This is a genomic window from Mycolicibacterium arseniciresistens, assembly GCF_030519285.1.
GTDB lineage: Bacteria > Actinomycetota > Actinomycetes > Mycobacteriales > Mycobacteriaceae > Mycobacterium > Mycobacterium arseniciresistens.
The window spans coordinates 1-24280 of sequence record NZ_JAUMSQ010000123.1; the positions used below are offsets into that span (position 1 = coordinate 1).

The window sequence follows — 24280 nt, forward strand, 5'->3', positions numbered from 1 at the left end:
CCGCCGTCGGCCGTCAACATGTCTTGACGGCCGGCTGACGGTACGGCGTCAGAGCGCCGTCAGAGCCGGTTCAGTGCCGCCGCCCGGTCCGGCACCGCGAACGACGCGCCGGTGCGTACCGGTGCGCCCGGTCGCGACACGTACGGCAGCACCCGGAAGTCGACCCGCATCTCGTCGGCCGTCACACGGGCGCGGACATACCCGCGCCGATTGTTGAAGTACCGGATGTGCGGGTTCTCCGGCAGCACCGCGTCAACGTCTGCCCTGCTGTCCGATCCGTCGCCCCCGGAACTGATCGACGTCGTCACCAGTTCGGTCGCCACCACCGGTGACGACACGTCGCCTGGGCGCTCGTGCACCTCGGCCGCCCAGTGGCTGTGCACGTCGCCGGTCAGCACCACCGCGTTGCGCACCGCAGGCGCCCTTAGCCCCGCGACGATGCGGTCGCGGTTGGCGGGGTAGCCGTCCCACGCGTCAGGGTTCACACCGAGGCCCGGCCCCGGGGTCAGCTCCACCTGGGAGAGAAACACCTGCTGTCCCAGCACGTCCCAGCGCGCTCGCGACCGCTGGAAACCGTCGAGCAGCCAGCGTTCCTGCTCGGCGCCCGTCAGTGTGGCGAACGGGTTGAACCGCTCGGCACAGTCGGTGCGGTATTCGTCGCGGCACGGCTGATCGGTGCGGTACTGCCTGGTGTCGAGCAGGTGGAACGTGGCCAGCGCGCCCCAGCCGATCCGCCGGTACAGCTGCATGTCGACGCCGCGCGGTTGCGAGAACCGCCGCAGCGGCATGTTCTCGTAGTACGCCCGCATCGCCGCCGCCCGCCGGGCGAGGAACTCGGCTTGCGGCTTCTCGGGAGTCTCGTCGGCCCAGTTGTTGTCCAGCTCGTGATCGTCGTAGACCGCCAGCCACGGCGCGACGGCGTGCGCCGCCTGCAGGTCGGGGTCGGTCTTGTACTGCGCGTACCGCTGCCGGTAGTTGGCCAGCGTGACGGTCTCCGGCCCGGCGTGCCTGCGCACCCCGCCCGGCCTCGCCTCGTATTCGTACTGGTAATCACCCAGGTGCACAACGAGATCGGGCTGCTCCCCGGCCAGTCGCCGATAGGCGGTGAACCAGCCCTGTTCGTAATGCGAGCACGACGCCACGCACATCGTCAGGGCCGTCGCGAGGGCATCGGGCGGCGGCGCGGTGCGGGTCCTGCCGGTCGGTGACAGGTACCCCGCGGCGCGGAACCGGTAGAAGTACTCGGCTCCCGGCCGCAGTCCCTGAAGGTCGACGTGCACGCTGTGTGCGGCATCGGGCGTCGCCGTGGCGATACCGCGCTGCTCGACGCGAGTGAATCGCTCGTCGGCCGCGACCTCCCACTCCACGTCCACCGGTCGGGCGGGCATACCGCCGAATCCGTCGTCGGCCAACGGGTCCGGCGCCAGCCGCGTCCAGATCACCACTCCGTCGGGCGCCGGGTCGCCGGATGCCACGCCGAGGGTGAACGGGTCGGCGGGCACCAGGTTGGTGCTGCGCGCGACGGCGCAACCGGCGAACGGCAACACCCCGAGCGCAACCGCTCCCCGCAGCACGGCCCTGCGGCTCAGTTGAGACACGGCGCAGTGTCTGCGACCCGGTTGTCCTGCCGGTGACCGCCGGCTGTACGGCGCCCCGCCGCGACGATGCCGTTGCGCGAACACCGGATACTCTCGGGGCGTGCCGCTGCCATTCGATCCTGAGATCCTCGCCGCGCTGCTCGCTGCGCCGCAGCCAGCCGACCCGACGCCCCCGCCGGTGGGTGACGTCGCCACCCGACGGCGGAACACCACGGCGACCTTCGACCTGATCGCCGAGATGGTCCCGGCCGTTGACGGCGTCGATGTCAACCGGCACGTGCTCACCACCGCCGACGGCGCGGAACTGCCGCTGTGGTGGTACCGCCCGGTCGGCGTGCCCGAAAACGGCAGCGCCGCACTGTATCTACACGGCGGCGGGATGATCCTCAGTCTCGAGGAGACCGGCCGCGGTTACGACGCGATCGTGCGCCGCTACGTGGCCGAGTCGGGCGTGCCGCTGCTGATGGTGGACTACCGCGCGGCACCCGAGCACCCGCACCCCACGCCGGTGGAGGACTGCTACGCCGCGCTGCAGTGGTTGGCAGAACACGCAACCGATCTCGGGGTGGACGCCGGGCGGCTCGCGGTGATGGGTGACAGCGCAGGCGGCGGGCTCGCCGCAGGCGTGGCACTGCTGGCCCGCGATCGCGGCGGCCCCGCGCTCGCCCTGCAGCTGCTGATCTACCCGATGCTCGACGACCGCAACACCACACCCGACCCGCAGATCCCCGCCGAGGGGATGGTGTGGAGTTACGACGACAACGTCACCGGCTGGGGCGCCCTGCTCGGCGACCGCGCCGGCGGACCCGACGTGCCCGTCTACGCGGCGCCCGCCCGTGAGGAGAACCTGGCCGGGCTGCCGCCCGCCTACCTCGACACCGGCGACCTCGACATCTTCCGGGCAGAGATCGTCGACTACGCGCACCGGCTCGCCGCCGCCGGTGTTCCCGCTGAACTGCACGTCCACCCGGGCTGCCCGCATGGTTTCGAGATGATCGTCACCGACGCGGAGGTTTCCCGGCGCGCAGTCGCCGACCGGCTGCGCCGGCTACGCGCGCTCTGACCCGCTGACACCCACACCTAAGCTGAGGTGGTGTCCGACGAGATCTCGACCGCGCTGATCATCGGCGCGTTCCTGGCCATGGTCGTCGCTTTCATCGCCGGCCGTGCGCTCACCCACAAGCCCGCACTCGGCCGCCGCGTCTACTGGGGCGGCTGGGCGGTGGCCATCCCGCTGTTCGCGCTCGGCATGGCCGCGCCGTTCTGGCCCAACGTGGTGGCGGCGGTGTCGATCCTGGGGATCGCGTCGATCGGGCTGGCGTATGTCATGACGCCGTACCTCACGATCAGCGGCTACACGTACACGATGCAGGACCGCTTCCGCTCCGGCGAGTAGGCCCGGTGGCGCACCGCGCGGCCCTTTTGCGCTGCCGTCAATGTGACCCATGGCCACTCTGTTGTGTGCTACATCTTGGACCGGCACTGCACGGGCATGAACGATGAAGATCAAATCCTTTCCGACGGCAGAGAACATCACCGGGCGGGATTTCCGGAAGGCGGAATCATCGGTCCGAAAGGCTGTTCGCCATGAGTACCTTGTCCGCGGTGGTGAACTCCTGGAACGAGTGGGATCCGCTCGAGGAGGTCGTCGTCGGCTCCGCGGACGGCGCGTGTTTCGAGCCCACCGAGCCCGGCAGTCGCCCGCAGATCCGTAATGCACGACGTGGCACGCCTTTTCCCGAGGGACCGAAGCCACCCGAAGCCATCGAACGTGCGAATGAGGAGTTGGCCGGGCTTCAGGCCCTCCTCGAGTCGCACGGAGTCAAGGTCCGCAGGCCCACTCCACACGACTTCAGCAGAGGTGTCGCCACTCCGCACTTCTCGGTCGCGAACCAGTATTGCGCGGTGTGCCCGCGCGACGTGATGATCACGATCGGGAGCGAGATCATCGAAGCACCGATGTCACGCCGGTCGCGATACTTCGAGTTCACCGCCTATCGCGACCTCGTCTACGAATACTGGAAGGCCGACCCACGCGTGGTCTGGACGACCGCGCCGAAGCCGTCGATGGGCGACGGCATGTACCGCGAGGGCTTCTGGGACTGGTCCGACGAGAAGCGGCATTCCGAGATGCACGCCTTCGAGTTCTGCGTGTCGCAGGACGAGGTGGTCTTCGACGCGGCTGACATCAGCAGGTTCGGCCGAGACCTGGTGGTCCAGGAGTCGATGACATCGAACCGGGCGGGCATCAACTGGCTGAAGAGGCACCTCGAACCCAAGGGCTTCCGCGTGCACCCTGTGCACTTCCCCCTCGACTTCTTTCCGTCGCACATCGATTGCACGTTCGTTCCACTACGCCCCGGACTCATACTCACCAACCCCGACCGACCGCTGCGTGCCGGCGAGGAGAAACTCTTCCTCACCGATGACTGGGAGTTCGTCTCCGCTCCGCGGCCTATGTCGAGCAACTCCGAGATGCCTGACTACTGCCAGTCGTCGAAGTGGCTGTCGATGAACGTACTGAGCATCTCACCGACCAAGGTCGTCTGTGAGGAACAGGAGCGTCCGCTTCAGGATCTGCTGTCCGGGCTCGGCTTCGAGGTGTTCACCATCCCGTTCCGGAATGTCTTCGAGTTCGGCGGATCTCTGCACTGCGCCACCTGGGATGTGCGCCGCATCGGAGGGTGTGAGGAGTACTTCTCGGCCGGCGACTACCGCCCGCTGGTGACGTGAAGATCGGCCTGATCTGTGGCGACGGCCTACCGGTCTCGGGACTGTTGACAGTGTTCCGCAGCGTCTACCACCTCGGACGGTCGATGGGCGTCTTCGACCACACGGTCGCCGCCGACCTCGGCTACTCGTGGCGGTCGGACAAGACGCGATTCTTTCCGAACGGACCGGATCCACACCCCTATCCGCCGTGGCTCAGGCCGACGGTCAACGACTCGATCGCGGGGCTGGACCGAGCCGAGCTGTCGGCAGAGCTCGAGGACATCCGGCGATGCGTCACCGCCTTCGATGGCTTGGAAGAAGCCGCGCGGCAGTCGCTGGTCGACCGGATCGAGACCCTGCGGAAGGTGTACTTCGACCACTTCACGACATGGCTGGATCGCCACGACCCGGACTGGGTCTTCGCGGTGAATCTCACCCTCCCGCATGCGGTGAGCGTGACGTCCGCGCTCTACATGGCTGCAGACCGCCATTACCGCGCGCGCCAGGGCGGACTGGTGATCTGGGATCACGATCTGTGCGGCTCGAATGGGCGCTGGGACATGGCAATTGATCGACGGTTCTATCCGTCCGTTCCCAATGACGTGACGCCGCTGCCGGCCGAGGCCGCACACATCAACTGGATCGTGGTGTCCCAGGGGCTCGCGCGAGAGGCGGAAAGCTATGACACCGCGTCGCGACCGAAGGTCATCGCCAACCTGCTTCCGGTGATCCGAACGGGAATCGACGACCGCCATCACGAATTCGCGCGACAACTCGAGTTGAGCCCGGAACGACCGATACTGCTGAGCCCGGTGCGGATCTACCGGGTCAAGGGCGTGAATCAATCGCTGCGATTCCACGCAGAAGTCGTGGCCGAGTGCCTCCGCCGTTCACTTCCGCCGCCCTACCTGCTCGTCTTCGGCGACCTCGACGAAGATCCGGACTACGGCGACGAACTCGTCGCACTGCGCGACGAACTCGCGACGGAGAAGTACGTCCGATTCCTCGGCGGCGTCCCTCTCGAATCGGTGCGAGAAGCCGACGGGGACTGGCGGTTGGACGAAGTGGACCTTCTGCGGCTGGCGCGTGCGACCTACGGCGGGGTTGTCTTCACGCCCAGTGTCAGCGATTTCGAGACGGTCGGCCTGGGTGCCGGCTTGGCTGCTGCCGCAGAGGTTCCCGCCGTGTCGACTCGATACAACGCCTTCGACGAGGTCTACGGTGCCGCCGGCATCAGCTGCACGATGTTCGAGACCGACGGAACCGGCATGACCGAGGCCGCGGCGGAGTTCGTCGATGTGCTGGCGGGATTCGCGCGGCGCGACGCGGACCTGATCGCCGGCTTGAAGCGCAATCGCCAGGCCGTGGAGTCGCTGTTCCCGACCGATCCGTGGAGGACGCTGCTCGACTCGATGAACGACGGCATCGCCAGGTCCGATTCTCCCGTGAAAGAGCGAACGATGTGACGTCCGGACACCTCAGAGTGGTTCTCGTCGCGCCACCGTACTTCGAGGTCCCGCCGAAGGATTACGGCGGAACCGAGGCCGTCATCGCGGACCTGGCCGATGGCCTCGTCGCGCGCGGGCACACGGTGTTCGTCCTGGGCGCGGGGCATTCGAGGACCGACGCGCGCTTCATCGCGATCTCACCTGAGGCCGTTCCCGAGCGACTGGGTCAGGTTCGTCCCGAGATCGTGCACGCCATCGAGGTACGCCGGGAGATCGCGCGGCTGGCGCGCCGGGAAGGCGTGGACATCATTCACGATCACACCATGTCCGGCGCCCTCAACGCGTCGAGCTACGGCAGCCTGGGCGTCAAGACGGTGTCCACCGTGCACGCCACGATCGACGTCGACATGCGTCGCTACTATTCGGCTCTCGATCGCGACCTCGGGCTGGTGGCCGTCAGCCATCGTCAACGAAGCTCATCGCCGGATCTGAACTGGGTCGGGACCGTGCACCACGGCCTCCGGGTCACCGATTGGCCCTTCCGCGCGACCAAGGACGACTTCGCGCTGTTCCTGGGCCGGTTCTGCCCGGAGAAGGGGCCGCACCTGGCGTTGGATGCTGCTCACTCCGCGGGCATCCCACTGGTCCTCGCCGGAGGGTGCGTCGAACCCGGCGACCGCGGCTATTTCGAGCAGGAGGTCATGCCCCGGTTGGCGCACGGCGACAAAGTGATCGGGCCCGTCGGCGCCCTGGCGAAGCGTGATCTTCTCGCCGCAGCGCGGTGCCTGTTGTTCCCGATCCGTTGGGAGGAGCCCTTCGGGCTGGTGATGATCGAGGCGATGGTGACCGGCACACCCGTCGTGGCGCTGCGGGCCGGGTCGGTCGACGAGGTCGTGGTCGACGGTAAGACCGGATACGTCTGCAACGAACCGTCAGAGCTAGCAGCCGCCCTCGAGGCTGTCGGCGACATCGATCCGGACGCGTGTCGTGCCCACGTCCAGGAATTCTTCGGTATCGAGCGCATGGTCGCCGGCTACGAGGAGGTGTATGCGTCCGTTGCGGCACCGACGAAGTGACATGCGGCCGCGGGCTGACCCGCGCCGTGAGAACCGACATCAAGGGAGAAGCGTCATGACCATCACTCGCGGGCTGCCGGCAGCCCTCATCATCGCCGCCGGCGTGGCGGTCGGATCGGCGGGCACCGGCTGGGCGGGCGGGCCCACACAGGCTGCCCCGGTTCCTCCCGCTCCGACTGCGGCGGGCGGAGAGGCGTTCCAGGGCGTCTATGACCTGCGGTACACCCGGGCGTCCGGTCAGGTCCTCACCGGAACCTGGACGGTCGCTCCGTGCGGGCCCGGATGCGCCAATGTCACGGCGGCCGTCGAGATACTCGTGCCGTACAGCGGCAACGCGCGGCTGACCGGCAACCAGTGGGCGATGACGATCAACAGGCCGGACGCCGTCATCTGCCCGGACGAACGCCGGCTGCCCGGCACCACGACCTACACCTGGGACGGCGCGACACTGGCCGGGGGCACGAGCACCAGCGCGCCGGTGAACTGCGAGGGCGTGCCGCAGGGACCCAACAGGCCCGGGACGTTCACCCTGACGAAGCGCGGATAGCGCCAAGTCATTCGACTCTGGAGCCGACTCCATCCGGGTGGTGAGCCGGTGTCGCCTCGAGCGCTTCGAAATACGGCTTCATCGACGGGTAGTAGGCACCGAAGTCCGGCAGTGGCGACTGGTCCCTGGCTGCCACCAGGTTGTCGAGGTAGTACTCCCAGCCGGGTCCGACGTCCTCGATCCCGCGAGCGTTCTCCAGACGCTGAATCAATCGCAATTCGGTTGTTCCACCTGACTCTTCGAGGAACAGCGCGAGGTGCCACGAGCCCGATTCGTCGATCATCGTGAGGGCGAGATGGCGCGGCGGATCGCACGCCTCGATCCGCATGTCACACCACGGCGCACCTTCTTCGAAGCCCAATTGGACTTCGATGGTCGAACCGGGTGCGCCGTCGCCTTTCCAGGTGCCGAACCATCTGGCGCTGCGGTCGGGTTCGGTCACGCTCGCCCACACGTCGTCGGCGGATGCGCGAAACGTCCGGGTGAAGGTGAGGTCGTAACCCGCGGGGGTCGCGAACAGCCGGGCCGTCGGTGATGGCGGTTTCATGCGGTGGCCTCCTTGGTCGTCGGATCTCCGCGCCGTTCGCGGCGCGTGCGGTGGACCTCCGTTTCGAGCGCGTCGAGGTGCCCTTCCCAGCTCACCGGAGTCGCGAGGCCGGCCAGCCACGTCATCAGGGGCGTCACGGCGTCAGGGTCGAGGGTGTAGATCCGCTGCCTGCCAACGACTTCAGCCGTCACGAGGCCACTGTCCCGCAGTACGCGCAGGTGACGACTCACTGCCGGGCGGCTGATCGGAAACATCTCGCAGATCTCGCCGGCCGGCATCGGCCGGTCGCGCAGGGACTCGAGGATGTCGCGGCGCACGGGGTCCGCGACGGCCCCTGCGATCTCGTCCACGGAAAAAGCGTAACAGAGTTGTTACGCATTATTTCTGGCGACCGGGGTTCGGCGGCCAAAGCGCACGCGGCAATGCGCGACCTGCAGCATTGGACGTTTGCTGACCACTGGAACAAGATCGAGTACTTGCACCGTTGAGAAGGCCTCCCCGGATCCACAGGCTTCGCTGGCCGCGCGCCGCGGCTGCCCATAGGCTTCCGCTGACTGAGAAGAACCTGAGAAGGGACGGCGGCCCCGTCGCCATCGCATCTCGTGCGGAGCCCTGCCCGAGATCACCACGACCGAAAGTGACGCCATGTTCTCGCGTACGACCTCGCTCTTCGCCCTCGTCCTCGGCGCTGCCGGAACCGGCGTCATCATCGCCACCGCCCCGACTGCCGCGGCGTGCGATCCCGGCTGGTACCCCACCGACACGGCCGGCGTCTGCACCGACATGCCTCCCGCCATGCGGCCGGCGCCCGCACCACTTCATCCCATCGCGCGGGAAGGCCGGAACGCGATCATCAACGACATGTTCGAGACCACCCCGGCAGACTCCGACGGGGACGGCTGGATCGACAGCCAGGACAAAATGCCCTTCGATCGCGCCTGGCGCTGACCCGCAACACAATCGCGGTGCCCTAACGCAAACAGCCCCACTCGAAAGTGGGGCTGATTTGCGTGGCAGGTGCAGGATTCGAACCTGCGTAGGCGTAAGCCGACGGATTTACAGTCCGCTCCCATTGGCCGCTCGGGCAACCTGCCGGGATGGTCGCACCCTGGAATTTGGTGCGAGTAGCAGGGTACAACGAGGATGGGCCAAGAACGAAAACGGGCCGAACACTTCAGGGAGGGAGCGAGTCCATGGCGGATTCCAGCTTCGACATCGTCAGCAAGGTCGACCGGCAGGAGGCCGACAACGCGCTCAACCAGGCCGCCAAGGAGCTGTCCACCCGCTTCGACTTCCGCGGCACCGACACCACCATCGCGTGGAAGGGCGAGGAGGCCGTCGAGATCGTCAGCTCCACCGAGGAACGCGTGAAGGCCGCCGTCGACGTCTTCAAGGAGAAGCTCATCCGCCGCGACATCTCGATGAAGGCCTTCGACGCCGGCGAACCGCAGGCCAGCGGTAAGACGTACAAGGTGTCCGGGTCGATCAAAGAGGGCATCACCAGCGAGCAGGCCAAGAAGATCACCAAGCTCATCCGCGACGAGGGACCCAAGGGCGTCAAGGCCCAGATCCAGGGCGACGAGATCCGGGTGAGCTCGAAGAAGCGCGACGACCTCCAGGCCGTCCAGGCGCTGCTCAAGGGCGCCGACCTCGACGTCGCGCTGCAGTTCGTCAACTACCGCTGACGCGGCGACACTCGGATCAGCCTGATCGCAAGTCGGCGACCGCCCGTTCGGGTGGCGCAATGACTCGACCGTCACCCGTCGCCGCAGGTGAGCGGGATCGCCCGCTGGCGCATTGACCCCAGCGGGGGCGGCTACCCCGCACCGCTCTCGTCTCGACTCCTGAATACGCCGTTACGGTTCGTCCGACCAGCTCAGCGGCATAGAAGGAACGTGATGGCGGCAGCCCTCCGACCATCCGGGACCCAGCGTCGGGGTACCGCATGACCACCCTGAAGTCCCGGCACCACACCTCACCCACGCGGCTAAGCGCGACGGCCTCACCACGGCGCTACGGCTACCTGCTGCTGTCAGCGCTGAGCTTGGGCGGCGTGGTGGCACTGTGGGCGCTGACGGTCCGGTTAGAGGTGTTCTCACCCTCGCTTCTTCCGTCGCCCGCCGACGTCGTCGACGCCGCGGGCGACATGTACCGGCAGGGCACCCTCGCCGAAGATGCCGCCGCCAGTTTCCGCCGCGCACTCAGCGGCTTCCTGGTCGGCTCGGCCCTGGCGATCGTCGTCGGCACGCTCACCGGTCGCAGCCGCGTCGCCCGCGTCCTGCTGGAGCCGGCCATCCAGGTGGTGCGACCCATCCCCGCGATCGCCCTCGTGCCGCTGGCCATCCTCTGGTTCGGTATCGGTGAGGAGTCCAAGCTCTTCCTCACCAGCCTCGGCGTCTTCTTCCCCGTGTGGGTGAACACCCACGCCGGTATCGCGTCCACCCGGCAGGACTACCTGCGGGTCGCCGCGTGCCTCGGTGCGCCGCGACATCAGGTCTTCACCTCGGTGGTGCTGCCGGCGGCGCTGCCGTTCATCCTCACCGGCCTGCGACAGGGCATCGCGATGTCGCTGATCCTGATCGTGGCCTCCGAGCAGGCCGGCGTCACCGAAGGCCTCGGCTTCCGGCTCGACCAGGCCAGGCTCTTCAGCCAGCCGGACCGGCTCTTCGCCTGCCTGCTGGCCCTCGGCATCGTCGGCGCACTGGCCGATCAGGTCTTCCACCGCGGCACCCGAGGTCTGGTCCGCTGGGCGACGGAGCAGTCATGACGGCCGCCGGGATCGACATCGACGGCCTGACTGTCCGCTATGCGGGCGCGGCGAGCGTGCTCGATCATCTGGATCTGACGATCGACGCCGGAACATTTCTCGCGGTGCTGGGACCGTCCGGCTGCGGCAAGTCCACTCTTCTCAACTGCATCGCCGGCTTCGTCACGCCGACCGACGGCCACGTGTCGTTCAACGGCGCCCTGGTGACCGGGCCGGGTCGTGAACGCGGCGTGGTCTTCCAGCGCGATGTGCTCTTCCCGTGGGCCTCCGTCGGCGGCAACATCTCGTTCGCCTTGAGGGCTGCCAAAGTCCCGCGCGCGCAGCGGCGCACACGAATCGCCGAATTGCTGGAGGCCGTCGGTCTCGCTCCCGACGTCGCGGGCAGGTCGCCGCACGAACTGTCCGGCGGCATGCGCCAACGGGTGGGGATCGCCCGCGCACTCGCCAACGGTCCGCAGGTGCTGCTCATGGACGAACCGTTCGGGGCACTCGACGCCCTGACCAGAGAACAGATGCAGGACCTCGTCATCGACCTGTGGCAGCGCTCCGGCACCACCATCGTCTTCATCACCCACGACGTCGACGAAGCGATCCGCATCGCCTCCTCGATCGTCGTGATGGGCGCCGACGGGTCGATCGCCGAGCGGCTCGACAATCCGCTCCCCCTGCCGCGGACCGCCGGCCGCATCGCCGAATTCGCCGACTACGCGCCCTTGCGCCGTCGCCTGCACGACCTGCTCCGCCCCACTCTGTCCGCATCTCCGGGAGACCCGTCATGAATCGAACGATCACCGCCGCACTGGCCGCACTCGCGATCGGCGCAGCCACCGTCAGTGGATGCAGCAGCGACAGCGGCGATTCCGCGCAACCCCTGACCGTCGGATGGGTGGTGGACCCGTGCTGGTCGCAGGTGCCCGTCGCGCAGGACGCCGGCTACTTCGAGCAGTCCGGGGTCGACGTCGAGGTGGTTCCGTTCCCCACCGGCGCCGCGGCGCTCGAAGCCCTCTCCGGCGGTGCTGTCGACGTGGCCACCGGCGGCGACGTGCCCACCTCGGCGGCCGCGCTCAAGAACCCGGATGTGCGGGTGATCGCGGACGGAGCGCGCTGGGACGGAGGGCGATTCGTCGCACGCCGATCGGCGGGCATCGACTCGATCGCCGACCTGTCGGGACGACAGATCGCCGTCCCGCTCGGCAGCAGTGCCCACTATTTCGCCACGAAGTTCCTCGACGAGGCAGGTGTCGAGGCCGAACTCGTCCAGACCGGGCCTTCGGAGGTCGTCACCGCCATCACCAATCGTGACGTCGATGCCGTCGCGGTGTTCCAGCCGCCGCTCGCGAAGGCGGTGGCCGCCCTCGGAGACGACGGCGTAGAACTCCAGGGGCGCCAGAAGTACAACCAGCACAGCCTCTACCTGACGACCGCCGACACCCTCGCCCAGCGTGAGGACGACCTCAGCGCGTTCCTCGGCGCCGTCCGGCAGGCCGACGCTCCGTTGACCGACCGGGACCCCAAGGCGCTGTCAGCGGTGGCGAAGGCCACCGGTCTCGACGACGAGCTGATCGGCGGTGTCGCCAAGGAATTCCAGTTCGACACCCGCCTCGGTCCCGAGCTGCCCGCCGATCTCGCCGACCGCGCGCGCTGGGCCCAGAGCATCGGCCGCATCCCGCAGGACGCCCAGGTGCCCGACTACGCGACGATCGTCGTCGCCGGCCCGCTCGACGGATCCACCAAGTGAGCGACATCCGCCTCCTCGGACTGGGTGGCACCATCTCGATGCGCGAAACATCAGGCGGCGCAGTACCGTTCGCCGATGCCGCCGCGCTCGCCGAACGGGTCGACGGATTCGGCGGCGCCGAGGACATCGCGCTGGTCGGTGGATCCGAGGTCGACTTCGCGGTGCTCGAGCGGCTGGTCGCCCGGCTGTCCGAGCTCGTCGCACAGGGAGTCGGCGGCGTCGTGGTGACCACCGGGACCGACTCCATCGAGGAGGTCTCGGCGTGGCTGGCCTACCGGGGAAGCTGGCCGGTGCCCGTCGTGGTGACCGGTTCGATGGTCACCGGCGCCCGGCCCGACACCGACGGGACGGCCAATCTCACCGATGCGCTGACCGTCGCGTCCTCGGGGGCCGACATCGACCCGGTGGTCGTGTTCGCCGGCCGCGTCTGGGCAGCCCGCGAAGTCCTCAAGGTGTCCGGACTGGCCCGTGACGCGTTCGACGCACCCGGCCGCGGAGCGCTCGGAATCGTCGGTGGCGGCGAGGTCGCCTGGTTCCGGAAACTGTCCCGGGGCGCGGCGCACGGCGCACCGACCGCCACGATCCGGCCCGTGCCGATCGTCGTCGCCGGACTCGACGACGACGGCGCCCTGCTCACCTTCGCCGGTTCGCGGCACCCCGCCGTCGTCGTGGCGGCCAACGGCGCAGGCAACCTACCGCCACGGCAGGCCGCAGCGGCGCAACGGCTCATCGAGGACGGCACCGTCGTCGTCATCACCACCCGTGCGCCCGATGCCCGGGTGGCACCGAGGTATGGATATCCGGGCGGCGTGGCGACCCTCGCCGCGGCGGGCGCCTATCTGGCACCCGGCCTCACACCGCACCGGGCCCGGCTGCTCGTCACACTCGGCCTCGCCCAAGGCGTCGACGCCGACGGGCTGCGCGGTCTCATCGACAGCGAAGCCGAGGCGCTGTGACCGTCATCGCCGCTCCGACCGAGCGAGCAGAACTGGTCGCGCTGGTACGCACCCTCGTCGCCGCCGGTCAGCCGTGGTGCGAGAACAGCCTCGACGGGCCCGCGAGGCCCCCCGAGGAGAGCCGCATCGCCCACCCGGTCGCCGCGCTGCTCGACGAATGGGGGTTCGACGTCACGCTGGTCGGGCGCCATCCGACGCGCCAGAATGTGCTCGCCACGAAGGTGTTCGGTCCTGGGCCCACACTGATGCTCAACGACCACCTCGACACCTATCCGTCCGGACCGCCCAGCCGATGGTCGATCTGCTCCGACAATCCCTACGAGGCAGTCGAACTCGACGGCCGCATCTACGCGCGGGGCACCTCGGACACCCGCGCCAATCTCGCTGCCCTGCTGACCGCTGCCCGGCGGGTGGTGGCCGAGCCACCTTCCGGCGGAACCTTGCTGGTGGCTCTCACCGTCGACGAGGAACGCAACGGCGTCGAAGGGTCGAGCTATCTGGTTGACACCTACGGCCTGCGGCCCGACGCCTCGATCACCGTCGAGCCCACCGCGTGGACCGACGGCGCGCGCGGCGGCATCGCACTGGCGACGGCGCAGACCGGTCACGCACTTCTCGACATCGCCGCCCGCGGCCGGTCCAGCCACATCTGGCGCCCCGACACCGGAGTGAACCCCGCCCAGTTCCTCGCCGAGGCGCTGGCCGATCTGCGCGTCCACCCCGTCGAGGAGTGGCCGGTGTCGGTGGTCGGCCTGACCGCCGGTGAGGCGGGCATGGCGCAGTTCACCCCGCTGTCCGCGACGGCTCGGGTCGCCGCGGTGAACATCGGGCCCGGCGTCGCGGCCGGTGATCTGCTGACCGCGTTCCAGCGGCGGCTCACCGCGTCGGCCCCGGCGGGTATCGACGTCGAGGTGAGCTTCGTCGACGGGCCGACGTTCGTCGCAGGCACGATTCCGCTGCGGGACGACGACGCGCTCGTCGGCGCCATCGACAGCGCGTACCTGTCGGTGACCGGCGAACCGGTGCGGCACTACACCAAGCCGGCGTTCAACGACACGATCCGTTTCCGGCACGCCGGGATACCCGCGGTCACGTTCGGCCCCGGTGATGACGGGTGGGCCGTCTACGACGAGAGCATCTCGATCGACACCATGCAGACCGCGATCCGGGTGCTCGAACACGCGGTGCGGGCGTACCTGTCCGTCTGACCTCCGATCGCGGGCGGTTGACTACCGTCGTCGTCGTGCCCGTCGACCTGCGCTCCGACACCGTCACCCGGCCCACCGCGGCGATGCGTGCCGCGATGGCCGACGCCGAGGTCGGCGACGACCAGTACGGCGAGGACCCGACCACCAACCGGCTGCAGGACATGCTCGCCGAGCTGCTCGGCAAAGAGGCGGCGTTGTGGCTGCCGTCCGGCACGATGGCCAACCAGGTGGCGCTGCGGGTACTGACGCGCCCCGGCGACGAGGTGATCGCCGCCGCCGAGTCGCACGCCGCATGGCACGAGGCCGGTGGCGCCGCGCTCAACGCGGGCGTGCAGATCGTCGAGATCGGCAGCCGTGGCACCTTCACCGCCGACGAGATGCTGGCCGCGATCAAGCCCTCGGGTCTGCCGGTGTTCCCGGTCACCACGGTGCTGCAGATCGAGAACACCCACAACCGCGCCGGCGGCGTGGTGTTCCCGCAGGCCGACGTGGTCGAGCTGTGCACGCTGGCCGGCGAGCGCGGCCTGGCGACATTCCTCGACGGCGCCCGCCTGTGGAACGCCGCCGTCGCCACCGGCGCCACGCCCGGTGAGCTGGCCGCGCCCTTCGACCTGGTGTCCGTCGCGTTCTCCAAGGGCCTCGGCGCGCCCGGCGGGTCACTGCTCGCGGGCAGCGCCGACCTCATCGCCCAGGCCGACCGCCACCGCAGGCGGATGGGCGGGGCGATGCGGCAGAACGGGATCTTCGCCGCCGCCGCGCTGTACGGCCTCGACCACCATGTCGACCGGCTCGCCGAGGACCACGCGAACGCCCGCGCCCTCGCCGAGACCCTGTCCGGCGTCATCTCCATCGATCTTGCGACGGTGCAGACCAACATCGTCGTCTTCCATCTGCCCGCCGCGCTGGAGCTCGACGCGGCCGAACTGGTGAGCCGTGCCCGTGACCGCGGCGTGCTGCTCAACGCGTTCGGTCCGCGGACCGTGCGCGCCGTCACCCACCTGGACGTGGACGCCGAGCAGTGCCGGCGCGCCGCGCAGACGCTGGTCGAACTCCTCAGCTGACCGGTGCGACGGCGCTGACGTCGGTGTGCACCGGCGTCTTCTCTCCCTTGTCGTCGACGATGAGCAGGCCGACGGGCTCGCCGCCCATCAACGCCGACGGCTCCAGCGTCGCGGTGATGCCCGGCCCTACGTCGAGGATCTGCAGCGCGGCGCCCTGCAACGCCGGGTACAGGCTCATCCCGCGCACCTCCGACACCGTCGGCATTCTTCGGATCTCCGGGTCGGCGCAGTTCCACTCGACGTGGCTGAGTTCCGGCGTGATGCCCGTCCACCACAGGTACAGCACTCGGTCGCCCACCATGGGATCGCGCGAGCCCACATTGATCGTGCGCGGCGCCGCATCGTTCAGCGAGACGATGGTCAGCGCCGCCGAACCGCAGCCGCCGCCCGACTCGCGGAACACCGCGTAGGCAAGGCTGTCGCCGTCCGGGCTGATCACCGCCCGCTCTATCGGCGTGTTCGCGTTCGTGTCCCCCAGCGGCTTCGGCGGCTCGTCGGCGCGGACCGAGTACAGGATGTGCGGCCCGTTGGACGGCGGCGGCTGTGACTCTGCCCGCGCCACCACCGCGGTGTCCCCGCGCGACGCGACCAGCAGCGGCGGACCGGACGGGGCCACCGTTGCCGGCAGGTCGAGTGTCCGGCGCAGTGTCGGCGCCGGATCCGCCACGGCCAGGTCGAGTTGCATCAGCCTGTCCGGCTCCTCGACCCACACGACGGTGCTGCCGCCGCCGGTGCCCACCCACGGGCCGACCGGCACCTCGATGGTCCGCGGATACGTGCTCTCGGTGTCGAGCACCGCAAGCCGGCCGTCGTTGCGGGCGAACACGAACCGGCCGTCCTCGGTGAGGATCGGCTCACCGGTGGCGGCGAAGTCGCCGGGCTCGGTCGCGAGTACCGTGCCACCCTGCGCCAGCCCGATCTCGTTGGCGGCCCGGAACGCCAGCATCGGCCCACGGGTTTCCGGCTCGGACTGCGGCGCCTGGCACGCCACCAACAGTGCCGTCGACGCCAGACCTGCGAGCAGAGTTCGCACCATCACGCCGTCGATTATCCGGGCGGCGGCGCCGACTCTCGCAGGGCGTCGAGGAGCGCTGGAAGCGGCGCAGCGGCGAATCCGATGGCCGAATCGCCGATTCCGTACGGGATGACCAGCGTCTCGCCGTGCAGGAGCGCGCCGCAGGAGTAGACCACGTTCGGCACGTAGCCGTCCTGCTCGTCGGCGCCCGGGCTGAGCAACGGTTGGCGGAGTCGGCCGACGATCCGGGTCGGATCGTCCAGATCGAGCAGCAGCGCCCCGATTCGGTACGTGCGCATCGGACCGACGCCGTGGGTGAGCACCAGCCACCCGTCGGGCGTCTCGATCGGCGGGCCGCAATTGCCGAGTTGCAGCACCTCCCAAGGCTGCTCGGGTTGCTGGCACGGCGACGCATCGTTCCACACGCACCGATGGTCGGAGAAGCCGACGGAGTTGGTCTCCCGGTCCGAGCGCGACATCGCCGCGTAGCGGCCCGCGATCCGGCGGGGAAACAGTCCCAGGCCTTTGTTGGCGGCGGCGGCACCGACCATCGGAGTGGAGGTGAAGGTGCGGAAATCCGTTGTTGCGAGCAATTGTTGGCTGATCAGCGTGCCGCTGTAGGCCGTGTAGGAGGCGTAATAGGTGACGGAGCCGTCGTCGTCGACGAAGCGGAGGAATCGCGCGTCCTCCATACCGCCCGCCTCGGCGCCCGTCGCCGGGACGAGCACCCGCTCGCTGAGAGGCACCTCGTCGGGGAACCGGATCCCGTACGTGCGTTCGCCGACGGCCCGGATGGCCGTGATCGTCTTGTGTGCGTGCCCGCGGGTGCTCCGGTGCGTGTTCAGCCGGTCCAGACGCTCGCTCAGGTCGGCACGGGTGAAGCTGTCACCGAGCGCGTCGAGGACGTAGTCGGCGGCCTCACCGGCCGCGCCGAGCCGCTTCAGCTCGCTGCGGAACACGGCGGCCTCGAGCAGGGAGGCGTCGATGACGCCGACGGAAGCAAAGGCGGGCGGGTCGTCGAGCAGAACCCCGCCTGCGGCGTCGATGGTCCCGGTGCGGAACCCGATCGAGGACCGGTGCCCCTCACCGATGCCGCGGACACTCATCACGAATCGCAGGCTGCCCGCGGGCACATCGGTCTGGTCGGGGTGCGCGACCATGCTGGGGTTGCACAGCGCCGCCCCTTCGATGGCGTATTCATTGGTGAACGCCGCGCCGACGAGCAGCATCCGCTCCGGGGTGAGTTCCACGTCCTGATCGAGGCGGTCAGCGAGTTCCCGGGCGTGCCGGCGGAATGTCGCGACCACGTCGCGGTGCCGTCCCTGGAATCGGGTCAGCACATCGTCGAGGGTCGACCGGACCTCGTCCTCGTCCAGCGCGAGGATGCGGCGCAGCACCACTCCCGCTCGGGACTCCTGATGTTCGAATCCCTCCTGGCCCGGCACGAACAACTGGGTGATCACCCGCGACCTGTCCGGTGTGAGTCGCACCGGACTCCGAGTGGCGAGCGGACTCGCCACCGAGGTCATCGGGGCACGGTCGCGAGCCGGCGAGCGTGTTGGAACGTCGAGAGCACCGCCAGTGTCGACTCGGCGCCTCTGTTGAGGTTCACCCCGTCGGCGTGCAGACCGTCGTAACCGCCACCGGTCGCGGGATCCCACATCACCTGCGCCGAGTCGTTGTCGCCTTCGAACCAGGCCGCCGCCCGGCGCACGCCGTCGGGCCACGACTCGTCGGGATCGACGGCAGCGGCGCGCGCGCAGGCGTCGGCGAGTGCGGCCACCTCGATGGGCTGCTGGTCGAAGCCGGGCCGCGCATCGCTGTTGTCCCGGCCGCCCACCGGCGTGGGTGAGAAGTGACCGTCCACCGTTTCGTAGTCGACCAGCCAGGCCAGCAGATCGAGTCCGCGCCGGCGAAGCTCGGCGTCGTCGAGTTCGTCGCCGGTCGCGATCATCGCCTCGGCGAGAACGGCGTTGGCGTAGGCCAGTCGAGCCTCCGGCCACGGCCAGGCCGGATCACCGGTCGGTGCGGGAAGGGATTCGCGGTAGTCGGTGAGCAGTCTGCGTGCACCCGCGTGATCGGGTTGCACACCGAGCAGTTCGGCCGCACCCAGCGCCGCGAAAGCCATCGCCCGAGGTGATGTCGACCGCGCCTGAACGGCACGCTCGAACTGCATGAGAGCGGTCTGCTTCGCCCATGCGACCGGACTGTGCGCCGCCGCTGTTCCCGTGGCCCATACGCAGCGGCCCCACGGATCGTCGAGACCTGGCTCGTCGGTCCAGCGACCACTGCTGTCCATCCGGTTTCGGCAGGGACCGGTCAGGGTCTGCGCGTCGCCGAGGAAGCGCAGCGCGAGCCCGGCCAGACCGTTGAGCGTACGGTCCACCTCGGGTTGCCGGACGACCACGACGATGACCCGCGCCATGTCGTCGGTGCAGTAGCCGTGTTCGGGCCGCGGAGCGTCGAGGCAGGCGTGCTCGAAGGTGCCGCGACTGTCCGTCATCCGCCGCAGATGGTCGAACAGCGGGACGGGTGTCTCGGTGTTCATGCAGCAGCCATCCGCTCGAGGAGAACCCGTTGAGCCAAACCGAGATACGCGTCCGCGACGATGGACCACGACATCGTCGGCGCCAGCCTGCGCGCCTCGGCGGCCATGGATCCCGCCAGCCTCGGTTCGGTCAGCACCCGCCGCAGGGCTGACGTCATCGCGTCGGCGTCACCATGATCGACGATGATGCCCGCCCCGGTACCCAGGAGTTCGACGGCGTGCGGGAATGCGGTGGCCACCACCGGACGACCGTGTGCGATGGCGTCGACCAGGACGCCGGAGGTGACCTGATCGGTGGAGTCGTAGGGCAGCACGACGGCGGCGGCCGACTGCACCAGCGTGGTCAGCGACGCCGCGTTCCTGTAGTCGTCGTCGAACGACACCGAACCCGCCAGACCGTGGCGCCTGGCCTGCTCACGGCGAGCGTCGCGGTAGGCCTCGCCGTCGTTGGCCAGCACCTTGGGATGGGTTCCGCCGGCAACGAGGTAGCGGGGTTGTCCTGTGAGGCCGTGCAGTGACCGCATGGCCTCGATCACCCGCTCGATGCCCTTGCCGGGGCCGATCAGACCCCAGGTCAGCAAGGTGGGTCTGCCGGAACGCTTGGTCGGCGCCTGCGCTGGGATCCGCGCGCCGTGCGGGATCGTGGTGACCTTGCGACTGTCCACATCGAAGCCCTGGCACAGCCGGACATTGGCGGCGTCAGACATCACGACCACCCGATCGGCCAGCGCCGCGAGCCGTTCCAGGACCCAACGTTGGTGCGGCGTGGGTCTTTTGAGCACCGTGTGGGCCACCACGATCGACGGGACCTGCAGTTCGCCGACGATGTCGACGACTTCGTCGCCGTCGGTGCCACCGTAGAGGCCGTACTCGTGCTGGATGACAGCCACGTCACTTCGGTTCAGCAGTTTGGCGCCGGCGCGCACCGAGGACGCCGAGCCGTTGACGACTTCGCCGACGACTCTCGGGTGCGAGGGGGACGAGTCGCCGGCGACCCGCACGACGTTGATGTCGGAGCCGTGTGAAGCCAAGCCGTCGGCAAGGGCCGCACTGAAGGTGGCCAAGCCACATCTGGTCGGTGGATAGGTACTGAGAATTCCGACGGTGGGACGCGGGAACGACTGCGCTGCACTGTCGAAAGACGACGGTCGGAGAAAGGACGAAACGGTCAAGGTGATCCCGGCTTTGCGGTTGCCACCGGTGTGTCCGGCGTGAGCGATTGCTCGGGCGATCGGCGGTGAGACGGCCGACCCTTCCCGGACTGGCTGGTTGCCCAACTCATCCGACCGTACACCCAAAGCCGTCGCTACGGTGCGGGCGGCGTTTTGAGCAGCTGAATTCGCCCTCCGATCGGAGACGTCCGCCCTACCCTGATCGGATGGCACCGGCTCAGCGCGAACCCAATGTCGTCGTCCTCGGCGGAGGCTCCTGGGGCACCACCGTCGCGTCCATCTGCGCCAGGCGCGGACCGACGCTGCAGTGGGTGCGCTCGGAGGAGACGGCCAAGGACATCAATGAGAATCACCGCAACACCAAATATCTCGGCGACGAAGTCGCCCTGACGGAGACGCTGCGTGCCACCACCGATTTCGCCGAGGCCGCCAACCAGGCCGACGTCGTCGTGATGGGCGTGCCATCGCACGGATTCCGCGGCGTGCTCGAGGAACTGGCAGGCGAGCTGCGGCCGTGGGTCCCGGTGGTCTCGCTGGTCAAGGGCCTCGAGCAGGGCACCAACATGCGGATGAGCCAGATCGTCGGCGAGGTGCTGCCCGGCCACCCCGCCGGAATCCTGGCCGGGCCGAACATCGCCCGTGAGGTCGCCGACGGCTACGCCGCAGCCGCGGTGCTCGCCATGCCCGACCAGCACCTGGCGGCACGGCTCGCGGAATTGTTCCGTACCAAGCGATTCCGCACGTACACCACCGACGACGTGGTCGGCGTGGAGATGGCGGGCGCGCTGAAGAACGTCTATGCGATCGCCGTGGGCATGGGCTACTCGCTGGGTATCGGCGAGAACACCCGCGCGATGGTGATCGCCCGCGCGGTGCGGGAGATGTCGAAGATGGGCGAGGCGCTCGGCGGGCACCGCGACACCTTCGCGGGGCTGGCAGGCATGGGCGACCTCATCGTCACGTGCACCAGCCAACGGAGCCGCAACCGCCACGTCGGCGAACAGCTCGGCTCAGGCAAGTCGATCGACGAGATCATCGCGTCGATGAACCAGGTCGCCGAGGGCGTCAAGGCCTCGAAGGTGATCATGGAGTTCGCCGACGAGTACGGCCTCAACATGCCGATCGCCCGCGAGGTGGACGGCGTCATCTACCACGGCTCGTCCGTCGAGCAGGCCTACCGCGGGCTGGCCGCCGAGAAGCCCGGCCACGAGGTGCACGGCCAGGGCTTCTGACGTCAGTTGAAGTACGGGCTGGTGCCCTCGGGGCGGTCGACCAGCGGGTTGCCGCCGACGACCCAACTGGCCGTTGGGCTGATGACGAAGCCGTTCTGAGTCCGGGTGTCGACGCACGACGTGATGGTGCCGTCGGTGCCGCAGCTGACCGTCTGGAAGCTGAGCCGGGTGTTCGGGGGCAGCGGCTTGGGTGCTTCCGTCCCCGCGTACAGCGGCGCCGAGGTGCTCGAGAACCCCGGCGCCCCGGGGCCGCCGCTCACCAGGTTCGCCCCGCCGGGCGCACCGGGCAGTGCGCCGCTGCAGCCGTAGCCGCCGTTGCGCTGCAACACACAGGTGATGCCCTCAGGCGTGGCGAAGGCGTACCACCTGCCGTCAGTCACGGCGTAGTCCGGCAGCTTGGCCGGGGCCCAGGCGTTGACGTTGGGCAACGGCGGTGGCGGCGGCGGCGCAGGTGGTTGGGCTGCCGCGGTCCCCGGCATTCCGACGAAGACCGCCCCCACGGCACTGGCCGCGCCGATCAGCATTCTGCTCAGCACGCGATCACCCTAACGTGGTTGCGCATCCGGCGGGCACCGATGGCCGTCAGTACCGGCCGGGGCCGCGACCTGCCATGTCCTCGAGCCGGCGGATCCGCTCCTCGATCGGCGGGTGCGTCGAGAACAGCTTGCCCATCTTCTCCCCTGCCCGGAACGGGCTGGCGATCATCAGGTGCGCCTGGTCGGCCAGTTGCGGCTGGGGCGGCAGCGGGGCCGCCTCGACCCCGCCGGCGATCTTGCGCAGCGCCGACGCCAGCGCGAGCGGATCACCGGTCAGCTCGGCGCCGGACTGGTCGGCCTGGTACTCCCGCGACCGGGACACCGCGAGGCGCACGACCGTCGCGGCGATCGGCCCCAGTAACGAGACCAAGAGCAGCGCAAAGGGATTGGCGCCGTCGCGGTTGCCGCCGAACATCGACGCGAACATCGCGATGTTGGCCAGCGCGGTGATCACCGACGCCATCGCACCGGCCACACACGAGATCAGGATGTCGCGGTTGTAGACGTGCGACAGCTCGTGGCCGAGGACCGCGCGCAGCTCCCGCTCGCTGAGGATGTGCAGGATCCCGGTGGTGCAGCAGACCGCGGCGTTGCGCGGGTTGCGCCCGGTCGCGAACGCGTTCGGGTTGGCTGTGTCGGAGATGTAGAGCCGCGGCATCGGCTGACGGGCCGCGGTCGCGAGTTCGCGCACGATGCGGTACATCGCCGGCGCCTGCATCTCGTTGACCGGCTGGGCGTGCATGGCCTTCAGTGCCAGCTTGTCGCTGTTGAAGTAGACGTAGACGTTCATGCCGACGGCGAACAGCACCGCCAGGAACATGATCGACCGGCCGAACAGCGCGCCGACGAACACGATCAGCGCGGACATGCACACCAGCAACAGGAACGTCTTGAACCTGTTGGCGTGTGGGTTCCAGCTCATCGCGGACTTCCTCCTGTCGCAGATCTGAGAGGTCTTCGCCGGTTGAACGCTCCGGACCGCCGCCCGGGTTCCGTGATCTCAGCCGTGCCGATTCACGGTGTAGTCGACCAGCGACGCCATCGCATACCGGCCGGGCCCGTCGGGCAGCTGATCGAGCTCGTCGCGGGCCTGCGCGGCGTAGCGCGCCACCGTCTCCTTGGCCGCCGTCATCCCTGGTGAGCGACGCAGCAGCCGCAGCGCCTCGGCCAGGTCGTCGTCGTTGTCGATCGGGGCGGCGAGCAGTTCCCGCAGCCGGTCGGCGTCGGCGCCGGTTTCCCTCAGGGCGTAGAGCACCGGCAGTGTGTGCACGCCTTCGCGCAGGTCGGTGCCCGGCACCTTGCCCGACTCGTCGGGGTCGCTGTCGATGTCGATGATGTCGTCGGAGATCTGGAACGCCGTGCCCACGATCCCGCCCAGCCGGCTGAGCCGCTCGATCTGCTCCTCGTCGGCGCCGGAGAACGTCGCACCGAAGCGGCCGGAGGCGGCGATCAGGCAGGCCGTCTTCTCGTACACGACCTTGAGGTAGTGATCGATCTCGTCGACGCCCTCGGCGGCGCCGCGCGTCTCCCGCATCTGGCCGGTGACCAGCTGGGCGAAGGTGTCCGCGATCACCCGCACGGCGTCCGGGCCGAGCCGCGAGACCAGCCGTGACGCGGTCGCGAACAGGTAGTCGCCCGCCAGGATGGCGATGTTGTTGCCCCACCGGGCGTTGGCCGACGGGGCGCCGCGGCGCATCTGCGCCTCGTCCATCACGTCGTCGTGGTACAGCGTCGCCAGGTGCACCAGCTCGATGACGGCGCCGGCCACCGAGACCTGCCAGCCGTCGGGTTCGGGCCCCAGCTGCGCCGAGAGCACCGTGAACAGCGGGCGGAACCGCTTGCCACCGGCCTGGAAGAGATGCTGCACGGCCTCGGCCATCAACTCGTCGGCTCTGCCCAGCTCAGAGGACATCAGCTCCTCGATACGGGCCACGCCGTCGCGGACGTCGGACGCGAACGTCGCATCGCCGAAATCCACGCCTGCCACCACGGTCGCCGGTGTCCTCACCTCTCCAACATACTGGGGACGATGAGAACCAGGGCAGACGTGGTTGTGGTGGGCGCCGGACCCGCGGGGTCCGCGGCCGCGGCGTGGGCCGCCCGCGACGGCCGCGACGTG

General features: G+C 69.0%; 26 protein-coding genes and 1 tRNA gene. 16 read left to right on the forward strand and 11 right to left on the reverse strand.

Going from position 1 to position 24280, the window contains the following annotated elements; translation table 11 throughout:
• Nucleotides 1–59 precede the first annotated feature (59 nt).
• The gene (locus Q2100_RS16495) at nucleotides 60–1598 is read right to left on the reverse strand and encodes an alkaline phosphatase D family protein (protein ID WP_302914953.1); all 1539 of its coding nucleotides are present in this window, start codon (nucleotides 1596–1598) and stop codon (nucleotides 60–62) included.
• Nucleotides 1599–1698: 100 nt separating this feature from the next.
• Between Q2100_RS16495 and Q2100_RS16500 the strand changes: the two genes are divergently transcribed.
• From Q2100_RS16500 to Q2100_RS16525, 6 genes are all read left to right on the forward strand, one after another.
• A complete protein-coding gene (locus Q2100_RS16500) occupies nucleotides 1699–2661 on the forward strand; it encodes an alpha/beta hydrolase (RefSeq protein WP_302914954.1) in 963 nt (320 codons plus the stop codon).
• A gap of 30 nt (nucleotides 2662–2691) precedes the next feature.
• Nucleotides 2692–2994, forward strand: a complete 303-nt coding sequence (locus Q2100_RS16505) for a hypothetical protein (protein WP_302914955.1) — start codon at nucleotides 2692–2694, stop codon at nucleotides 2992–2994.
• A gap of 191 nt (nucleotides 2995–3185) precedes the next feature.
• Nucleotides 3186–4331: a serine/threonine protein kinase gene (locus tag Q2100_RS16510; protein WP_302914956.1), complete on the forward strand. Its 1146-nt coding sequence runs from the start codon at nucleotides 3186–3188 to the stop codon at nucleotides 4329–4331.
• A gap of 344 nt (nucleotides 4332–4675) precedes the next feature.
• Nucleotides 4676–5776, forward strand: a complete 1101-nt coding sequence (locus Q2100_RS16515) for a glycosyltransferase family protein (protein ID WP_302914957.1) — start codon at nucleotides 4676–4678, stop codon at nucleotides 5774–5776.
• The gene (locus tag Q2100_RS16520) at nucleotides 5773–6834 is read left to right on the forward strand and encodes a glycosyltransferase family 4 protein (protein ID WP_302914958.1); all 1062 of its coding nucleotides are present in this window, start codon (nucleotides 5773–5775) and stop codon (nucleotides 6832–6834) included. The genes Q2100_RS16515 and Q2100_RS16520 overlap by 4 nt, the downstream gene beginning before the upstream one ends.
• A gap of 55 nt (nucleotides 6835–6889) precedes the next feature.
• Entirely contained in the window at nucleotides 6890–7381 is a 492-nt protein-coding gene (locus Q2100_RS16525; RefSeq protein WP_302914959.1) for a hypothetical protein, read from the forward strand.
• A 7-nt stretch (nucleotides 7382–7388) separates the two neighbouring features.
• Here the strand turns inward: Q2100_RS16525 and Q2100_RS16530 are convergent, their stop codons facing one another.
• Together Q2100_RS16530 and Q2100_RS16535 are read right to left on the reverse strand one after the other, a co-directional pair.
• A complete protein-coding gene (locus tag Q2100_RS16530) occupies nucleotides 7389–7928 on the reverse strand; it encodes an SRPBCC family protein (RefSeq protein ID WP_302914960.1) in 540 nt (179 codons plus the stop codon).
• A complete protein-coding gene (locus tag Q2100_RS16535) occupies nucleotides 7925–8278 on the reverse strand; it encodes an ArsR/SmtB family transcription factor (protein WP_302914961.1) in 354 nt (117 codons plus the stop codon). Before Q2100_RS16535 ends, Q2100_RS16530 begins: the two co-directional genes overlap by 4 nt.
• Nucleotides 8279–8573: 295 nt before the next feature.
• On the opposite strand from Q2100_RS16535, the gene Q2100_RS16540 reads away from it, so the two are divergent.
• On the forward strand, nucleotides 8574–8876 hold the full coding sequence (locus Q2100_RS16540; protein ID WP_302914962.1) for a hypothetical protein: 303 nt from the start codon (nucleotides 8574–8576) through the stop codon (nucleotides 8874–8876).
• A gap of 63 nt (nucleotides 8877–8939) precedes the next feature.
• On the opposite strand, the gene Q2100_RS16545 is transcribed toward Q2100_RS16540, so the two are convergent.
• A tRNA-Tyr gene (locus Q2100_RS16545) sits at nucleotides 8940–9022 on the reverse strand.
• A gap of 99 nt (nucleotides 9023–9121) precedes the next feature.
• Between Q2100_RS16545 and Q2100_RS16550 the strand changes: the two genes are divergently transcribed.
• The 7 genes from Q2100_RS16550 to Q2100_RS16580 all read left to right on the forward strand — a co-directional run bounded on the left by Q2100_RS16550 (nucleotide 9122) and on the right by Q2100_RS16580 (nucleotide 15658).
• Complete coding sequence (locus tag Q2100_RS16550) at nucleotides 9122–9613, forward strand: YajQ family cyclic di-GMP-binding protein (RefSeq protein WP_264016049.1); 492 nt, start codon at nucleotides 9122–9124, stop codon at nucleotides 9611–9613.
• A gap of 260 nt (nucleotides 9614–9873) precedes the next feature.
• Nucleotides 9874–10695 (forward strand): ABC transporter permease, encoded by an 822-nt coding sequence (locus Q2100_RS16555; RefSeq protein WP_302914963.1) that lies wholly within the window; start codon nucleotides 9874–9876, stop codon nucleotides 10693–10695.
• On the forward strand, nucleotides 10692–11474 hold the full coding sequence (locus Q2100_RS16560; RefSeq protein WP_302914964.1) for an ABC transporter ATP-binding protein: 783 nt from the start codon (nucleotides 10692–10694) through the stop codon (nucleotides 11472–11474). Before Q2100_RS16555 ends, Q2100_RS16560 begins: the two co-directional genes overlap by 4 nt.
• Complete coding sequence (locus Q2100_RS16565; RefSeq protein WP_302914965.1) at nucleotides 11471–12433, forward strand: ABC transporter substrate-binding protein; 963 nt, start codon at nucleotides 11471–11473, stop codon at nucleotides 12431–12433. Before Q2100_RS16560 ends, Q2100_RS16565 begins: the two co-directional genes overlap by 4 nt.
• Complete coding sequence (locus Q2100_RS16570) at nucleotides 12430–13389, forward strand: asparaginase (protein ID WP_302914966.1); 960 nt, start codon at nucleotides 12430–12432, stop codon at nucleotides 13387–13389. The genes Q2100_RS16565 and Q2100_RS16570 overlap by 4 nt, the downstream gene beginning before the upstream one ends.
• Nucleotides 13386–14597, forward strand: a complete 1212-nt coding sequence (locus Q2100_RS16575; protein ID WP_302914967.1) for a M20 family metallopeptidase — start codon at nucleotides 13386–13388, stop codon at nucleotides 14595–14597. The genes Q2100_RS16570 and Q2100_RS16575 overlap by 4 nt, the downstream gene beginning before the upstream one ends.
• Nucleotides 14598–14632: 35 nt before the next feature.
• Entirely contained in the window at nucleotides 14633–15658 is a 1026-nt protein-coding gene (locus Q2100_RS16580; RefSeq protein WP_302914968.1) for a threonine aldolase family protein, read from the forward strand.
• On the opposite strand, the gene Q2100_RS16585 is transcribed toward Q2100_RS16580, so the two are convergent.
• Genes Q2100_RS16585 through Q2100_RS16600 form a run of 4 tightly spaced genes read right to left on the reverse strand, consistent with a single transcriptional unit; the run spans nucleotide 15651 to nucleotide 20318 of the window.
• Nucleotides 15651–16697: a TolB-like translocation protein gene (locus Q2100_RS16585; protein WP_302914969.1), complete on the reverse strand. Its 1047-nt coding sequence runs from the start codon at nucleotides 16695–16697 to the stop codon at nucleotides 15651–15653. The genes Q2100_RS16580 and Q2100_RS16585 overlap by 8 nt on opposite strands.
• Nucleotides 16698–16705: 8 nt before the next feature.
• A complete protein-coding gene (locus Q2100_RS16590; RefSeq protein WP_302914970.1) occupies nucleotides 16706–18202 on the reverse strand; it encodes a glycoside hydrolase family 130 protein in 1497 nt (498 codons plus the stop codon).
• Nucleotides 18199–19221 carry a glycosyltransferase gene (locus Q2100_RS16595; protein ID WP_302914971.1) on the reverse strand — a complete coding sequence of 341 codons (1023 nt, stop codon included), beginning with the start codon at nucleotides 19219–19221 and terminating at the stop codon, nucleotides 18199–18201. Before Q2100_RS16595 ends, Q2100_RS16590 begins: the two co-directional genes overlap by 4 nt.
• On the reverse strand, nucleotides 19218–20318 hold the full coding sequence (locus Q2100_RS16600; RefSeq protein WP_302914975.1) for a glycosyltransferase: 1101 nt from the start codon (nucleotides 20316–20318) through the stop codon (nucleotides 19218–19220). Before Q2100_RS16600 ends, Q2100_RS16595 begins: the two co-directional genes overlap by 4 nt.
• 281 nt (nucleotides 20319–20599) lie before the next feature.
• On the opposite strand from Q2100_RS16600, the gene Q2100_RS16605 reads away from it, so the two are divergent.
• Nucleotides 20600–21625 (forward strand): NAD(P)H-dependent glycerol-3-phosphate dehydrogenase, encoded by a 1026-nt coding sequence (locus Q2100_RS16605; RefSeq protein ID WP_302914972.1) that lies wholly within the window; start codon nucleotides 20600–20602, stop codon nucleotides 21623–21625.
• 2 nt (nucleotides 21626–21627) lie between these two features.
• Here the strand turns inward: Q2100_RS16605 and Q2100_RS16610 are convergent, their stop codons facing one another.
• The 3 genes from Q2100_RS16610 to grcC1 all read right to left on the reverse strand — a co-directional run bounded on the left by Q2100_RS16610 (nucleotide 21628) and on the right by grcC1 (nucleotide 24169).
• Entirely contained in the window at nucleotides 21628–22149 is a 522-nt protein-coding gene (locus Q2100_RS16610; RefSeq protein WP_407667638.1) for a hypothetical protein, read from the reverse strand.
• 58 nt (nucleotides 22150–22207) lie between these two features.
• Complete coding sequence (gene htpX, locus Q2100_RS16615; RefSeq protein WP_264016056.1) at nucleotides 22208–23083, reverse strand: zinc metalloprotease HtpX; 876 nt, start codon at nucleotides 23081–23083, stop codon at nucleotides 22208–22210.
• 78 nt (nucleotides 23084–23161) lie between these two features.
• A complete protein-coding gene (gene grcC1, locus Q2100_RS16620) occupies nucleotides 23162–24169 on the reverse strand; it encodes a nonaprenyl/(2E,6E)-farnesyl/geranylgeranyl diphosphat synthase (protein WP_302914974.1) in 1008 nt (335 codons plus the stop codon).
• Between the two features lie 21 nt (nucleotides 24170–24190).
• On the opposite strand from grcC1, the gene Q2100_RS16625 reads away from it, so the two are divergent.
• Nucleotides 24191–24280 (forward strand): FAD-binding protein (locus tag Q2100_RS16625; RefSeq protein WP_302914976.1); only part of this gene is annotated, 90 nt, incomplete at its 3' end.

What these genes read in the sequence shown, in the direction of transcription:
- Q2100_RS16510 (WP_302914956.1), top strand. Translation starts at nt 3,186, where the DNA reads ATGAGTACCTTGTCCGCGGTGGTGAACTCCTGGAACGAGTGGGATCCG.
- Q2100_RS16525 (WP_302914959.1), top strand. Translation starts at nt 6,890, where the DNA reads ATGACCATCACTCGCGGGCTGCCGGCAGCCCTCATCATCGCCGCCGGC.
- Q2100_RS16530 (WP_302914960.1), bottom strand. Translation starts at nt 7,928, where the DNA reads ATGAAACCGCCATCACCGACGGCCCGGCTGTTCGCGACCCCCGCGGGT.
- Q2100_RS16540 (WP_302914962.1), top strand. Translation starts at nt 8,574, where the DNA reads ATGTTCTCGCGTACGACCTCGCTCTTCGCCCTCGTCCTCGGCGCTGCC.
- Q2100_RS16550 (WP_264016049.1), top strand. Translation starts at nt 9,122, where the DNA reads ATGGCGGATTCCAGCTTCGACATCGTCAGCAAGGTCGACCGGCAGGAG.
- Q2100_RS16555 (WP_302914963.1), top strand. Translation starts at nt 9,874, where the DNA reads ATGACCACCCTGAAGTCCCGGCACCACACCTCACCCACGCGGCTAAGC.
- Q2100_RS16560 (WP_302914964.1), top strand. Translation starts at nt 10,692, where the DNA reads ATGACGGCCGCCGGGATCGACATCGACGGCCTGACTGTCCGCTATGCG.
- Q2100_RS16565 (WP_302914965.1), top strand. Translation starts at nt 11,471, where the DNA reads ATGAATCGAACGATCACCGCCGCACTGGCCGCACTCGCGATCGGCGCA.
- Q2100_RS16590 (WP_302914970.1), bottom strand. Translation starts at nt 18,202, where the DNA reads ATGACCTCGGTGGCGAGTCCGCTCGCCACTCGGAGTCCGGTGCGACTC.
- Q2100_RS16595 (WP_302914971.1), bottom strand. Translation starts at nt 19,221, where the DNA reads ATGAACACCGAGACACCCGTCCCGCTGTTCGACCATCTGCGGCGGATG.
- Q2100_RS16605 (WP_302914972.1), top strand. Translation starts at nt 20,600, where the DNA reads ATGGCACCGGCTCAGCGCGAACCCAATGTCGTCGTCCTCGGCGGAGGC.
- Q2100_RS16610 (WP_407667638.1), bottom strand. Translation starts at nt 22,149, where the DNA reads ATGCTGATCGGCGCGGCCAGTGCCGTGGGGGCGGTCTTCGTCGGAATG.
- htpX (WP_264016056.1), bottom strand. Translation starts at nt 23,083, where the DNA reads ATGAGCTGGAACCCACACGCCAACAGGTTCAAGACGTTCCTGTTGCTG.